Consider the following 14,253-nt stretch of genomic DNA (forward strand, 5'->3'; position numbering starts at 1 on the left):
ATTAAATTGTAAATACAGCTTATAAAATCAACGTTTAAGCTAAAAAGTTTATTACTGAGTAACTACAATTCTGTTCCAGGAAACCCACTTCGCTTTAGTCCAGTCGTTCGCAGGATCAACCGCACCACGGTAAGCTACCTTATCAAAGAATGTATCATTCAGAGTACCATCAAATTTAGCACCTGAAGCAGCAGGAGAACCAGTTTGAGGAACCAGGTTTGGATTTGCATTATTGGTTGGATCTGTCAGTTTCAGATCAGCCAGTTTGCTGGCAGCAAAAATGGTAGAAGCATCGCGACCTGTAACCAGCGCAGTGATACCAGCGTTGTTTACTAAAGCACCAGCTGCAAACAGGGAGATCGTATCAGCACCAGCACCCTGCAGCAGAGAGTTTACAAATTTACTGTCGCCGGCAGTGTAGAAAGCAATACCTTCCTGATCATCAATGCGCAGTGCAGCCAGGTAAGAGTTAGCTACGATAGAGTTACCCAAAGTGAATTTAGAACCTCTTCTCCAACGCATACCGTAACCATAATCTTTACTAACGTTAGTACCAACACCAGGGCCGATAGCTGTGAAGTTAGACAGGATTGGATTGGTGATAGGAGTAGATGTAACCGGCTTGGTATTAGGATTGGTATTGTCTACTTCGAAGTTGTTAGAAACATCGCCGCTGGTTTTAGCATCCGTGAAAGATGGTTGCTTGATGGAAACCGCGTACTGGATTTTACCTCTGTAACCATCATCAAAATCGAAATCATCATCAGCGTTGTTGTAAGCGATAATGTATTTCAGGTTGGCTGTACCACCAAAAATTTCGATAGCATCATCCAGACCGTTCAGGATCTGCAGGTGATGAAGGGTAGTACCATTACCAACACCATACAGTGTCAGACCATTGATCTCATCATTTGGCGCTACTGCTTTACCACCGTATTCGATACGGGCGTAAGTCAGGCTACCAGAGTTATCCGCATCATCCGTACCCCCAAACTGGTTGTGTGCAGCATCCACACCACCTTCCAGTTTAGAGTGGTTACCGTTACCGGTGGCATTACCCACCAGGATTACACCACCCAGGTCACCAGGCTTGGCATCTTTATGACCGGAAGTGAATACGATAGGGTTATCAGTAGTACCGTTCGCGTCAATTTTTGCGCCTTTGTACACTAACAAAACACCAGCAGAGTCACGGTAAGAAATAATTTTAGTACCAGCTTCGATCGTCAGTTTTGCAGGAGCATCTACGTATACATATCCACGGAGTACATATACTTTGTTTTTAGACCAGGTAGTGTTAGCAGCGATAGTATTTCTAACCATTACCGTGTCAGTAGGTGTTGTTGGCGGTGGCGTGGTGTTGTTGTCATCATTCTTACTGCAGGCAGCGAGTGATGCAGCGGCCATCAGTGCCAGTACATAATTCTTGTTCATGTTGTGTGCAGATTTAATTATTTTTTTGAAAGAAAATTATATCTGAATGAAAGGGTGAAGGTGGTGCCCGGTTTCACGGAGTTCACGATGTAATCGTGTCCTGCCTGGTAAGCAGTTTTATCACTGCCCGGGAACTTGTAATACCATGCAATCGGCTGCGCCAGAATGTCGCTGATATTTAACCTGAATTCACCCGCTTTATGAAATACTTTTTTGCTGATCTGGAAGTCAATGATATCTCTCGGACGCTCGTAGGTATCCAGCCCGTCAGCAGTTCCTCTGAACCGGAGGCGCTGGCCAATTCTGTTATACAGGAGGTTTAGGGAGAAGTCATTGTCTGCCGGTGCATAAGTCAATCCGCCATTGATCAGGTAAGGTGATTGCCCCTGTAACGGTGTTTTCTTATCGGCGCTGCCGGCTGGCAGGTCAACATTGGAATTAATGTAGGCCGCATTCGCATAGAATACGAGGTTATCAAATATGGAAGAAGAAGAAATAAAGTTTAAACGCTTGCGGAACTCCAGTTCTGCACCAATATCAGTAGCGCTTGGCGCATTATTGTAGGATAAGATGCTGTTGCCGTCGTTGGTTTGTTCGATCGGATTTTTGAAATGTTTGTAGAACACAGATGCAGAAAGTATTTCGCCGGCGCCGGGAAACATTTCCCATCGCAGATCCACGTTGTTGGCGAGACTGCGCTTCAGGTTCTTGTTACCTTCAATCAGGTATTCGTTATCGAAGTCGTAGTAGCGGAAAGTAGCCAGCTCACGGAACTCCGGACGGTTCACTGTTTGTGAATAGGAAAAGCGGAGATTGGATTGTTCATTCAGTGCATAGGTAGCATTCAATGAAGGCAATACATCCACATTGTTATAATGCTGCTTTGGCTCGCCAATGGTGGTCAGTTCCTGTGTATACGACTCCACTCTTGCACCCCATACCAGTCGCAGCGCTTCAGCAATTTTATTATCCAGCATCAGGTAGCCGCCGGTAAGGTCGCCGGTACCTTTATAGTCTTTATTATTCAGGTCAATTTTCGCCAGCAGGATCTTGTATTTGTCGATGTTTTCATTGGTGAAAATCTGATCAACAGTCAGGCCTTTATCCAGCGGAATATTAGTGTTGGATACAGCGGAAGCATAACCCAGCGCTACCGCAGAGAAATCGCGGCTTCTGTAAACTTTGGTACCACCAAATTTAAATTTCTGGGACTGTCCAAACATTTCAAATGGCAGCGCGATATTCAGATTAGCACTGTAAATATTTTCTGTCAGTTTGGTATATACACGGCCTGCCTCGCGGATGTTAGGGTTGTTTTCGTTTGACAGGGTTAAGGTGTAGAAATCATCTCCGTCATATTTTTTGAAAGAGAGGATACGCTGGTCAGGCTGATTTCTTGCGGCACGGCCATAAGCGATATTCCAGTCCACATTCCATTTTCTGTTACCCAGTACATGCGTACCTTCTACGGTGGAATTGTACAGGCTGTTCTGCGTCATTTCAGCGTTGTAGCTGATACGAGGCTGACCGGCATTGTTATCATACAGCAATCCGGTACGATTGGTGAATACGTTATTGAAGTCGTTGTTGAAGAAGTTCTTGAATGCAATTTTGTTATTGCCAAAATTGTAAGCGAGGTTCAGTACAGCACCCAGGTTATTGGCTTGGGTATAGGAATAATCTTTATAATCAAAGAGGTGTTCAGTTACGTTTTGCTCGCTACGCTCGCGGTATACGCGGCGCAGGCTGTTGCTATAGTTCAGGGAGAAGATATAGCCGAAACGGTTATTGCCTTTTGTATGCCAGCTGTTACCATTGGCCAGCTGCACTCCAAAAGGAGGACGGCTCTTTCCTTGCAGTTCACCGCTACTGTAGCTGTTAGGGAATTGTTTGGCGATGGCAATTTTATCCGCATCCGGGAGCAGGCTGTAATTTCCTTTTGAGGCATTTTTATATGCATCCGGCAATTTTCTTGAACCATCGTCAAATCCTAACCAGTCTGTTTTTCCTTTAGGAGGAGTGGTATAAAAATCCTTAAATGTAGTTTGGGTATTGTATCCAGTGCTCAGCTGTACATCCAGGAAAGCCTGATCAGGAAAGTCTTTGGTAGATACCTTCACTGCTCCGCCGGCAAAGTCAGCTGGCAGGTCAGGAGAAGCCGTTTTAAAGATGGTGATATTATCAATCAGGTTAGAAGGGATGATATCAAAGGAGAATGCTTTCTTATCCGGTTCGGTGCTCGGCATCACTGCATTATTCATCAGTGTAGTATTATATCTCTCACTTAACCCCCTTACTACTACAAATTTATTATCCTGTATACTGGTACCACTCACACGTTTGAGTACTTCACCGGTATTTTTATCAGGTGATTTACGAATGAGGTCAGCAGAGATACCATCAGATACTACGGCACTATTCTTTTGTGCTGCATAGAGCGCGTTGATGGTTTCCTGTTTATAGGAGCCTTTGATGACTACTTCTTTCAGATCTTTGGAGGCAGCAATTTCCAATATTACATCGAGACTTGCAGCGCGGTTTTCCTTCACGGCAACTTCGCTGATGGACTTCGTTTGATAGCCCATGTATTTGAAGTCGATGGTATAGGTACCGGTAGTAACAGTAAGCGCATAGCGGCCTTCTACGTCGGTAACAGTACCCTGGGCAGTGCCTTGCACTATAATGGTAACACCTGGAATGGCTTCACCGGTTTTTTTATCGGTAACTTTTCCGGTAACTTTTCCCGGTCCTGTGGCAAAGGCTGATAGTGAAAGGAAACATACAACTATCAGTGTGAAAAACGGTACAGAATAAATTCGTTGCACGGATGATGTAATTTTTATAAGCTATGTATACAGAACGTTGATTTTAATCTGGTGCTAATCGCATTCTAATTTCTGATACAAAAGTATCCGGTAGATATTAACACAGTATTAACGGATGGTTATGCTAATATTAAATCGTACTAACTGCATCGGGCATACGAAAATTTCTTTCATCCAAAAATTAAAGGGGCACAGCCTGCGGCCGTGCCCCCTCTTTACTTTCGATCGCGTGCCAAAGGCACACGATCGAAAGTAAAAATGATTTATTTAATAGGAAATATTCTGGGAGGGAAACTGTCTGTTATTCATCAGCATATCCAGCGAAATATCCAGCTGGTAATTTTTCTCTTCTTTTTTAGGTTGGGAAGAGGAGATCTGAAACAGGTGCTGGCTTTTATTCGTAAAAGGTTTATTGTCTTTGTTGCACAATTCCAGGGTGAAGTTGAACCGTTCTTCTACTTCTTCTTCAAACTCGCGGAGGCTCAATGTTTCATCAATAGGAAATTCCACCAGGTTTTCATCATCGAAGCCGGCTTCTTTAAGGGTATCAAACGCATTTGCAAGAGAATGACGCATATATACTGCTACGTTACAAGACAGCAAACGTTGCATTTGCATTTGCAGGAGGGAAATTGTCATGAGTGGATGTAACTTCAGTACTTTCATCTTGATGTATGATCTTTCTGTTCCAAAAGGTCCAATACGGATACTTGTTTATTTACTGGCAAAAGTAGGACCCTACTTTTAATTTAATATTAAGTACCTGTTATGTTTATGTGAAACTTATGATTTTTTAATAAAATGTGTAAAAAATTAAAAGGCATTGGAAGGGAACACCAACGGCAGGTCATCTTCGTCTTCCGGGATAACGACGCGGGTTTTGGAAACAGGATGATGGTAGAGGGTCCATTGCTGGTTGGCATATTCGAGTGAGGTCAGGCTTTCTACCCAGTCACCGGAGTTGAGATAGGTAACGGTTTTATTACCCACCTGCATTTCTTTAATGAGTGGCTGGTGGATGTGGCCGCAGCAAACAACGTCAATATTTTTATCGGCGGCAATTTCTGCTACGGTTTGTTCAAAGTCTGATATAAATTTCACGGCTTGTTTTACCCCTTGTTTTACTTTTTTGGAGAAGGACATCTTCTCTTTGCCAAATTTTTCGAGGGCATTATTAACGAGGCGGTTCAGGATGATCAGGAGATCATAGCCCTTTCCTCCCAGTTTGGCCAGCCATTTTGAGTTTTTCATGGTAACGTCGTACACGTCGCCATGGAAGAACCAGTGCTTTTTGCCGTCGATGTCGATTATCAGCTTATCGTCGATTTTGAAGTTGCTGAGTTCAAAGCCGGAGTATTTGCGCATGGCTTCGTCATGGTTGCCGGTGAGGTATACCACCTGGGTACCTTTACCGATCATTTTGAGGATACGGCGGATAACCTTGGTATGGGACTTCGGGAAGTATCGTTTGCTGAACTGCCAGATATCGATAATATCCCCGTTGAGCACCAATATCTTTGGATCGATGCTGTCCAGGTATTGTATGAGCTCTTTGGCGTGGCAGCCGAAGATGCCGAGGTGTACATCTGAGATAACGGCTATATCTAAAGGACGCTTGTCTGACATTCAATTGTAGGTATGAACAAGTTGCCGGGCAGCTTGTTTTATTAGTTAAATTGACAATGCAAAGGAAAAATCGCTATATTACTTTTATATTAATCCAATGTTAAGGAATTATTAATTCCTACAGGAAGTTGGCAGTAATGGGTTGTGCGGGCTATTTTTGCGGCAAATTTTTAAACTCAAACGTATGGGAGGCTTCAACTCTTTTGTAAAATTATTCATGCCGAAAGACCGGGTATTTTATTCTCTTTTTGAAGATGTTGCTTCCAATCTGGTTGAAATGTCTCAGGTCCTGAACGAGCTCGTAGCTACCACCGACCTGTCTGTGCGGAAAGATAAAGTGCACCTGATCGAGCGCCTGGAGCACAAAAACGACGATTACACCCATCGTATATTTGTTGAGCTGGGACAGAACTTCATCACCCCGTTTGACCGTGAAGACATTCACTACCTGGCTGCCACCCTGGACGATGTTGCTGACTATATCCATGGTTCTGCGAAGAGAATGGATATATATAAAGTTCATAATATTAACGATAGCATCCGCAAGCTGGCAGAACTGATCCACCTGGGCGTTCTGGAGCTGCACAAGGCTATCCACGAGCTCCGCACCATGTCCAACATGCGTATCATCACCGATGCCTGTGTTAAAATCAACAGCCTGGAGAACCATGCTGATGACATTTATGATATGGCCATTGCCGAATTGTTCGAAACAGAGCAAAATGCAGCTGAACTGATCAAGATGCGTGAGATCTACCAGGCCCTGGAAATCGCTACTGATAAGTGCGAAGACTGCGCCAATGTGATCGAAACCATTATCATCAAGTACTCCTAAGGGGTGCCTGCCTGTCCTGAACGTATAATTACGGTATCACCATGACCTTACTAGTTGTTATTATTATACTGGCCTTCATTTTTGACTATATCAATGGTTTTCATGATGCTGCCAACTCTATCGCCACGATAGTATCCACCAAGGTACTGACGCCGTTTCAGGCTGTACTTTGGGCCGCAGTTTTCAACTTTGCTGCGTTTTTCATTGCCAAGTATATCATTGGAGAGTTTAAAGTAGCCAACTCCGTTGCCAGCTCAGTGTTTGAACAATTCATTACACTAAAAGTTATTTTGAGCGGCCTGGTGGCTGCCATTACCTGGAACCTGTTTACCTGGTGGCTGGGTATCCCTTCCAGTTCATCCCACACCCTGATCGGGGGCTTCATCGGTGCCGCTGTAACCAGCGCAGGTACCCTGGATGTGATCAACTACCATAAAGTACTGCCAATCGTGTACTTTATCGTGCTGGCGCCACTGATCGGTATGATCGTATCGTTCATCTTCACCCTGATTATTGTCAATATCTGCCGCCGGGCAAATCCGTATAAGGCCGAAAACTGGTTCAAACGTTTACAGCTGCTGTCCAGTGCGGCCCTGAGTCTTGGCCACGGTAGTAACGATGCCCAGAAAGTAATGGGTATCATTGCTGCTGCCATGGTAGCAGCCGGACATATCCCTAACATTAAGGCGATGCCCAACTGGATTCCGCTGGCCTGCTTTACTGCCATTGCGCTTGGTACCATGAGCGGTGGCTGGAAAATCGTTAAAACCATGGGTACCCGTATTACCAAGGTAACCCCACTGGAGGGCGTAGCCGCAGAAGGTGCCGGTGCCGTTACCCTGTTCTTTACCGAACACCTGGGTATCCCGGCCAGTACCACGCACGTAATCACCGGTGCCATTATGGGGGTAGGAGCTACCAAACGCCTGTCTGCCGTTAGATGGGGCGTTACCGTTAGTCTGCTCTGGGCATGGGTACTCACCATTCCAATCAGCGGCCTCCTGGCAGCTATTACTTATGGTATCGTAAGTATTTTCATTTAAATAATACGGATCACCTCCGGAATAATATTAGCTAAAACCTGCGCCTGTCGCAGGTTTTTTGCTTTAATAGCTTTACAGCTGCTATAAATTCGCTCCTCTAAGAATTTTACGCAAACGTGTGCCTTACATTTATACCTATAAACTATTATTTTTGTAGGATTACTAAACTGAATTGAATTACCAATGAAAGGAATTATCCTGGCTGGTGGGTCCGGCACCCGATTACACCCCATCACTTACGCGATCAGCAAACAGATAATGCCCGTTTATGATAAACCTATGATCTACTACCCGCTGTCTACCCTCATGCTGGCAGGTATTAAAGATATCCTTATCATTTCCACACCTCATGATCTCCCTGCTTTTCAACGCCTCTTCGGCGATGGCAGCCAACTGGGGCTCTCCCTCAGCTACGCAGAACAGCCACAGCCAAACGGTCTGGCGCAGGCATTCGTAATCGGTGAACAATTCATTGGTACAGACAATGTTGCACTGGTTCTGGGAGATAATATCTTCTATGGCGCCGGATTAGGTACCCAATTGGCAAACAACGTGCATCCGGACGGTGGTATCGTATATGCATACCAGGTATCCGATCCGGAAAGATATGGAGTGGTTGAATTTGCCGATGATATGACAGTAGTATCCATCGAAGAAAAACCAGCAAAACCTAAATCTAACTTTGCCGTACCAGGCCTTTATTTTTACGATAACTCCGTGGTGGAAATCGCTAAGAACCTGGAGCCAAGCCCACGTGGTGAATACGAAATTACTGATGTTAATAAAGAATATTTGAAGCGTGGAAAGTTAAAAGTGTCTATCTTACCCCGTGGTACCGCGTGGCTGGATACCGGCACCTTCGACTCCCTCATGCAGGCTTCGCAGTTTGTACAGGTGATCGAACAACGCCAGGGCATTAAAATCGCATGCATCGAGGAAATCGCCTACCGTAAAGGCTTTATCGATGCTGCACAATTACAGCAACTGGCTAAACCACTGCTGAAAAGCGGCTACGGACAATATCTTGAATCCGTACTCCAACAAAAATTGATCTGAAAAATTAAATCGTAAATCTAAAATTATCATGAAGGTTCTTGTTACCGGTGGTTGTGGCTATATTGGCGCCCATACTATTGTAGATCTGATTAATAATGGATTCGATGTAGTGTCTGTTGACAGCAACATCAGAAGCACCACACAATTGTTGGACGGCATCGAAAAAATTACCGGAAAGAAAGTCCGTAATTATAAAGTGGATTTGTGCAACCTGGAAGATACCCATGCCGTTTTCCATGAAAACAGGGATATCGTAGGGGTGATCCACTTTGCAGCACTGAAAACCGTTCCTGAGTCAGTGGCTGACCCTTTACTGTACTTCCACAATAACCTGACCTCCCTCGTCAATGTGCTGAAATGCGTGAAGGAATTCAATATTCCTAATCTGGTGTTCTCTTCCTCCTGCTCCGTTTACGGCAATACCAATGCCCTGCCGGTGGTAGAAGAAACCCCGCTCGGAGAAGCACAATCACCATACGCACGTACCAAACAAATGGGCGAGCAGATAATCCAGGATTACAGCCATGTAAACGATACCCAGTCCATCATCCTCCGGTATTTTAACCCGGTAGGTGCGCACCCGTCCGGCCTGATCGGCGAGCTGCCACTGGGCAAACCAGATAACCTGGTACCTGTAATCACCCAAACGGCTATTGGAAAAATTCCTAAAATGACCGTTTTCGGATCTGATTATGATACCCGCGATGGCTCCTGCGTACGTGATTATATTCATGTGACTGACATTGCTGCGGCTCATACCAAAGCACTCCAATACCTCCTGGACCATAAAAATGAAAGCAACTGCGAAATCTTTAACCTGGGTACCGGCAACGGCGTGACCGTACTGGAAGCAATCCTGGCGTTCGAAAAGATCTCCGGTGTTAAACTGAATTACGCCATGGGCCCACGTCGCCCGGGAGATGTGATCGCCATCTACGCCAATAACAGCAAAGCCAAAGAGAAACTTGGCTGGCTGCCACAAATTGGTATAGAAGACTGCATGCGCACCGCCTGGCAGTGGGAAGTAAGCCTCCGTAATAAAGTATTAAGTAATTAGAACTCATCATTCTAATTGTTTACTTTTACGCATCATTTTAAAAATCCGTTATGGTAAAAGATATTCAACCGCTGAATGAAAAAGAAACCCGCGCCGGATTTGGTGAGGGTATCCTTGAAGTGGGTCGTAAAAACCCTAATGTCGTGGCACTGACAGCCGACCTGCTCGGTTCCATGAAACTCAACGCTTTTATTAAAGAATTTCCAGACCGTTTTGTACAGGTAGGTATCGCCGAAGCTAATATGATCGGCATCGCTGCAGGTATGACTATCGGCGGAAAGATTCCATACACCACTACTTTTGCTAACTTCTCCACCGGTAGAGTTTACGACCAGATTCGTCAGTCCGTAGCCTACTCCAATAAAAACGTTAAGATCTGTGCATCCCACGCAGGCCTTACCCTCGGAGAAGATGGTGCTACCCACCAGATCCTGGAAGATATCGGGATGATGAAAATGCTGCCTGGCATGACCGTGATCGTACCTTGCGATTTCAACCAAACCAAAGCTGCTACCATCGCCATCGCTGACCACGAAGGACCGGTATACCTCCGTTTTGGCCGTCCAAAATGGCCTAACTTCACCCCGGAAAATCAAACCTTCGAAATCGGTAAGGCACAGATCCTCCACGAAGGTACTGATATCACCCTCTTCGCCTGTGGCCACCTGGTGTGGATCGCAGTGGAAGCCGGCAAAATCCTGGAAGAAAAAGGCTACAGCGTGGAAATCATCAATATCCACACGATCAAGCCACTGGACGAAGAAGCTGTCATCAAATCCCTCAGCAAAACCGGCTGCGCCGTTACCGCTGAAGAACATAATGTACTCGGCGGCCTGGGCGATTCCATCGCACAAGTAGCCTCCCGTCACATTCCGGTACCTATCGAATACGTAGGTACCAACGATACCTTCGGTGAAAGCGGTAAACCAGTTGAACTGCTCACCAAGTATGGTCTTGATTCAGCTCATATCGTTGCCGCTGCTGAAAAAGCAATCGCACGTAAAAAGAAATAAACACGAAGAAGCCACCGCAAAACGGTGGCTTTTCCTTTTTATTCAATTCCCCCGCCCCTTCGGTGCGGGGGAATTGAATTTTTAAACAGTGCCATAGGCAGTGTTTAAAAACTTACAAAAACTGCATTAAACCTACACCCACTTTTTTTATCTAATTTGAGTACTAAACCTGTCATGAACCATTTAACCTATGGCTGTTTCACAGGACGATAAATCGCTACTGGCCATATACCGCAACGCGGAAACCAGGGAGCAAGGCTTTACGCTCATCATAAGAAAATATCAGGAACGGCTGTATTGGCACGTGAGGCGACTCGTTATTGACCATGACGACGCCAACGACGTGCTACAGAATGTGTTTATTAAAGTCTGGAAAAATCTCGAAGGATTCAGGGAAGATGCACAACTCTATACCTGGCTTTATAAAATAGCCACCAACGAATCGCTGACATTCCTGGAGCAACAGAAACGCAAACAAGCAGTTTCCCTCACAGAGGTAGAATCAGGACTCAGTAATAAACTCAAGGCAGATACGCAGTTTGATCCCAATAAGCTGGAATGGAAACTGCAGCGGGCCATCTTACAATTACCTGAAAAACAAAGGATTGTATTTAACCTTCGGTACTACGACGAAATGCCCTACGAACAGATGAGCAAAGTACTTGATACCTCCGAAGGCGCCCTCAAAGCCTCCTACCACCACGCGGTCAAAAAAATCGAGGAATATATTAAAAACAGCTGATAAAGTCTATCCACACAGCCTTTTTAAGCGATTTTTAAAGTTTTTTGGGAGAAGATTAAAATCTAATTAAACCATTTATTTGACGAACTGTCTAAAAACAGTAATGAAAAAAGGGAACGACATATTAAACGAATTACTGCAGATAGCTCCCGGGGTCAATTGGCCTGCAGATCAACCGTTTTCGGTACCTACCGGCTACTTTGATCAGCTTCCGGAAATTATCGCCGATAAAATTCGTTTACAGGATGCCGTAAACGCCTCCGTGGCACCACATTCCCCTTTTTCCCTCCCTCCCGAAAACTACTTTGAGCACTTACCTGACGCTATTCTCAGCCAGGTTAAGCACCTTTCCGTAGGAGAAGAATTGGAAGCAGTGTCGCCATTCCTGGCCTCCCTGCCCAAAAGCAATCCCTTCTCCCTGCCGGATAACTATTTTAACCATATTCAAACCACTGTTACCGAACCTACCCCGGTTATACCCATTAGTAAAACCCGGAAAAGTACATGGACCCGGTGGGCCGCCGCTGCCAGCATCATCGTTATTCTCGGTGCCAGTGCACTCTTCTTTATCGGAAAAGAACACTACCGCCACGATTACAGTGATATCGAAAATCAACTCACTGCCATCAGCGACGAAGACATTATCGCCTACCTGCAAAACCATGCGGATGCCTTTGATAACGAAACGATCTTTGCACAGGCCGCCAAATCAGCAGCCATGCCGCAACTGGAAAATCAAATCCATGAAACAGTACCCAGCGAAGCCCTCCAGCATTATATGCTCGAAGCCTCTCTACATAATGATGAATTACCTAATGAGTAATAAATGAGAAATTTTTACAGCATATTGATTCTGATAGTCGTTTTGCTCACCTGCATCCCTCGCGCCTTTGCCCAGCAGGATGATGCAACAGCCAAGCAGCAACTGAAATCAATAGAAATAGCCTACATCGCACGTACACTGGATCTTACCCCCGATGAAGCCCAGAAATTCTGGCCGGTATATAATAACTACCGGGGTGAAATAGACCAACTCATCGCGGATAAACAACGTAACAGGAAATTAAACGATAAAGCCAACCGTGGCCTAGATGCGGATGCCATCGCCAGGAGCAATATGGATAAAGACCTCGGTTATGATAAACGTATGCTCGATATTAAAACCAGGTATACCGCGGAATTCCAACGCGTACTGCCCGCCCGTAAAGCCGGCGCCGTTTTTAGCAGCGAGCAGGAGTTCAGACGGATGATGATCCGCCACCTCAATAGCAATAAAAGATCACAGCGGATAAATCAGCAACAGCTTACCCAACCAAAACATTAAACTTTTTTCATTAAAAAGCCCTCACCATAGGCGAAGGCTTTTTATTGAATGTAATACTGATTATGATTATTGCGGCTTATAATGTGCCCTCACTTCCTTTACCAACCCCTCCTCATTCAGCACCATCAGCTCCGCACTCAAACTATTATTTATACTCTTATAGTGCAACACCACAGAGTCAACTCCTTCCAGAATGTGATACAGCTCAAAATGTAAATCCGGATAAGCCGCCAATCCACGTAAAAAATATTCACGCAGCGCTACCTTACCGGATAATCTGCCACTTGGCTCATTGTTTATACGCTGCACCACAGGGGAGTAAAACGTAATATCCTCCGCGTAATGCGACAAAATCTCTTCTATATCATGTGAATTCCAGGCCGCTACCCAGGCTTGTCCGAATGCTTGTTTGTCCGTCATGGTTTTTTGACTACAAAATACAATGTGCGACTGAAAAACTGCTAAGCGTATTATTCAAACCTGGCGGTTGGTTGTTTAACATCATGATAGAACATAAACGTCCATCCTTCTTTCTTGCCGCGCTCGAGGAACTCCTGACGTAATTCCATACTGCGCTTGCCGTCATAGTCATATTTGGCAGCAAAGCGATTCTTCATCTGGGAAATCTGAGGGGCCACATCTCCGCCAAAAAAGACTTTATCCTCCCCGTCATCTACCAGGAAAACCTGGTGGTAGGGGCAGTGCCCACCGGTTACTTCATAGTGAATGTAGCCATCGATAGTACCGTTGCCGGTGGTGAACACAATATTATCACGCTGCTGCAAAATCACAATATCCTCGGAATGGTAGGACTTGCCGGCATGCTCAAGTGCATACAGCATTTCCTCATTATTTACATAGTAAGTAGCGCTGGGGAAAGAAAGGCTACGCTCACCGGTTACCGGATCTACCGACGATATACCGCCGGAATGATCCTTGTGCAGGTGGCTCATCATCACCTTGGTGATCTCCATCGGGTTGATACCTGCGTTGATCAGATTCTGATGGATCTGCATCACACCGTCCTTGGTACGAAAGCCCAGGCCAGCATCGAAGAGAATATAATCCCTGTCAGTAATCACCAGAAATGGCTGAATCTCTACCAGGAGCGAGCCGTGAGGCCTGTCCTGCATTTTGTCTGTCTCCAGGTTAAAAGGAGTGAATTGCTTGGTTCCGTCTACGGTAAATGACCCTTCGGATAATGGTATAATACGTGCCATTGAACAAAGATACTAAGTAGTTTGATCCGATTTATACCACCACCCGCGGTGGGGGTATAAATCGGAAGAGGGGAAAGC

Annotated in this window: 14 protein-coding genes; 8 read left to right on the forward strand and 6 right to left on the reverse strand. The window is 45.2% G+C overall.

The genetic code is table 11. The features are described from left to right. Window positions 1-51 precede the first annotated feature (51 nt). The 4 genes from KW844_RS16230 to KW844_RS16245 all read right to left on the reverse strand — a co-directional run bounded on the left by KW844_RS16230 (window position 52) and on the right by KW844_RS16245 (window position 5,885). Window positions 52-1,434 carry a hypothetical protein gene (locus KW844_RS16230; RefSeq protein ID WP_218377839.1) on the reverse strand — a complete coding sequence of 461 codons (1,383 nt, stop codon included), beginning with the start codon at window positions 1,432-1,434 and terminating at the stop codon, window positions 52-54. Window positions 1,435-1,451: 17 nt separating this feature from the next. Then, window positions 1,452-4,259 (reverse strand): TonB-dependent receptor, encoded by a 2,808-nt coding sequence (locus KW844_RS16235; protein ID WP_218377840.1) that lies wholly within the window; start codon window positions 4,257-4,259, stop codon window positions 1,452-1,454. Between the two features lie 267 nt (window positions 4,260-4,526). Next, window positions 4,527-4,925, reverse strand: coding sequence for a hypothetical protein (locus KW844_RS16240; protein WP_218377841.1), 399 nt, complete (start codon window positions 4,923-4,925; stop codon window positions 4,527-4,529). A gap of 147 nt (window positions 4,926-5,072) precedes the next feature. After that, entirely contained in the window at window positions 5,073-5,885 is an 813-nt protein-coding gene (locus KW844_RS16245) for a UDP-2,3-diacylglucosamine diphosphatase (RefSeq protein ID WP_218377842.1), read from the reverse strand. A gap of 184 nt (window positions 5,886-6,069) precedes the next feature. Here KW844_RS16245 and KW844_RS16250 point away from each other — a divergent pair, with 184 nt between their 5' ends. The 8 genes from KW844_RS16250 to KW844_RS16285 all read left to right on the forward strand — a co-directional run bounded on the left by KW844_RS16250 (window position 6,070) and on the right by KW844_RS16285 (window position 12,955). After that, window positions 6,070-6,720: a DUF47 domain-containing protein gene (locus KW844_RS16250; protein ID WP_218377843.1), complete on the forward strand. Its 651-nt coding sequence runs from the start codon at window positions 6,070-6,072 to the stop codon at window positions 6,718-6,720. Window positions 6,721-6,761: 41 nt separating this feature from the next. After that, a complete protein-coding gene (locus KW844_RS16255; protein WP_218377844.1) occupies window positions 6,762-7,763 on the forward strand; it encodes an inorganic phosphate transporter in 1,002 nt (333 codons plus the stop codon). Between the two features lie 183 nt (window positions 7,764-7,946). Then, complete coding sequence (gene rfbA / locus KW844_RS16260) at window positions 7,947-8,819, forward strand: glucose-1-phosphate thymidylyltransferase RfbA (protein ID WP_218377845.1); 873 nt, start codon at window positions 7,947-7,949, stop codon at window positions 8,817-8,819. A 28-nt stretch (window positions 8,820-8,847) separates the two neighbouring features. Then, window positions 8,848-9,876 carry a UDP-glucose 4-epimerase GalE gene (gene galE / locus KW844_RS16265; protein WP_218377846.1) on the forward strand — a complete coding sequence of 343 codons (1,029 nt, stop codon included), beginning with the start codon at window positions 8,848-8,850 and terminating at the stop codon, window positions 9,874-9,876. A gap of 50 nt (window positions 9,877-9,926) precedes the next feature. Next, the gene (locus KW844_RS16270) at window positions 9,927-10,889 is read left to right on the forward strand and encodes a transketolase family protein (RefSeq protein WP_218377847.1); all 963 of its coding nucleotides are present in this window, start codon (window positions 9,927-9,929) and stop codon (window positions 10,887-10,889) included. 190 nt (window positions 10,890-11,079) lie between these two features. After that, entirely contained in the window at window positions 11,080-11,631 is a 552-nt protein-coding gene (locus KW844_RS16275) for an RNA polymerase sigma factor (protein WP_218377848.1), read from the forward strand. A gap of 103 nt (window positions 11,632-11,734) precedes the next feature. After that, entirely contained in the window at window positions 11,735-12,454 is a 720-nt protein-coding gene (locus KW844_RS16280; protein WP_218377849.1) for a hypothetical protein, read from the forward strand. Window positions 12,455-12,457: 3 nt separating this feature from the next. After that, entirely contained in the window at window positions 12,458-12,955 is a 498-nt protein-coding gene (locus tag KW844_RS16285; protein ID WP_218377850.1) for a hypothetical protein, read from the forward strand. Window positions 12,956-13,021: 66 nt separating this feature from the next. On the opposite strand, the gene KW844_RS16290 is transcribed toward KW844_RS16285, so the two are convergent. Further along, window positions 13,022-13,375: a nuclear transport factor 2 family protein gene (locus KW844_RS16290; protein ID WP_218377851.1), complete on the reverse strand. Its 354-nt coding sequence runs from the start codon at window positions 13,373-13,375 to the stop codon at window positions 13,022-13,024. 50 nt (window positions 13,376-13,425) lie between these two features. Continuing rightward, a complete protein-coding gene (locus KW844_RS16295; protein WP_255578487.1) occupies window positions 13,426-14,175 on the reverse strand; it encodes an MBL fold metallo-hydrolase in 750 nt (249 codons plus the stop codon). Between the last annotated feature and the right edge of the window lie 78 nt (window positions 14,176-14,253).

Origin of the sequence: Chitinophaga sp. sic0106 (assembly GCF_019219075.1) — a bacterium.
Classification (GTDB): Bacteria; Bacteroidota; Bacteroidia; order Chitinophagales; family Chitinophagaceae; genus Chitinophaga.

Excerpts from the sequence above, each read along its gene's own strand:
- KW844_RS16230 (WP_218377839.1), bottom strand. The coding sequence starts at position 1,434 with ATGAACAAGAATTATGTACTGGCACTGATGGCCGCTGCATCACTCGCT.
- KW844_RS16240 (WP_218377841.1), bottom strand. The coding sequence starts at position 4,925 with ATGAAAGTACTGAAGTTACATCCACTCATGACAATTTCCCTCCTGCAA.
- KW844_RS16245 (WP_218377842.1), bottom strand. The coding sequence starts at position 5,885 with ATGTCAGACAAGCGTCCTTTAGATATAGCCGTTATCTCAGATGTACAC.
- KW844_RS16250 (WP_218377843.1), top strand. The coding sequence starts at position 6,070 with ATGGGAGGCTTCAACTCTTTTGTAAAATTATTCATGCCGAAAGACCGG.
- KW844_RS16255 (WP_218377844.1), top strand. The coding sequence starts at position 6,762 with ATGACCTTACTAGTTGTTATTATTATACTGGCCTTCATTTTTGACTAT.
- rfbA (WP_218377845.1), top strand. The coding sequence starts at position 7,947 with ATGAAAGGAATTATCCTGGCTGGTGGGTCCGGCACCCGATTACACCCC.
- galE (WP_218377846.1), top strand. The coding sequence starts at position 8,848 with ATGAAGGTTCTTGTTACCGGTGGTTGTGGCTATATTGGCGCCCATACT.
- KW844_RS16270 (WP_218377847.1), top strand. The coding sequence starts at position 9,927 with ATGGTAAAAGATATTCAACCGCTGAATGAAAAAGAAACCCGCGCCGGA.
- KW844_RS16275 (WP_218377848.1), top strand. The coding sequence starts at position 11,080 with ATGGCTGTTTCACAGGACGATAAATCGCTACTGGCCATATACCGCAAC.
- KW844_RS16280 (WP_218377849.1), top strand. The coding sequence starts at position 11,735 with ATGAAAAAAGGGAACGACATATTAAACGAATTACTGCAGATAGCTCCC.
- KW844_RS16285 (WP_218377850.1), top strand. The coding sequence starts at position 12,458 with ATGAGAAATTTTTACAGCATATTGATTCTGATAGTCGTTTTGCTCACC.
- KW844_RS16290 (WP_218377851.1), bottom strand. The coding sequence starts at position 13,375 with ATGACGGACAAACAAGCATTCGGACAAGCCTGGGTAGCGGCCTGGAAT.
- KW844_RS16295 (WP_255578487.1), bottom strand. The coding sequence starts at position 14,175 with ATGGCACGTATTATACCATTATCCGAAGGGTCATTTACCGTAGACGGA.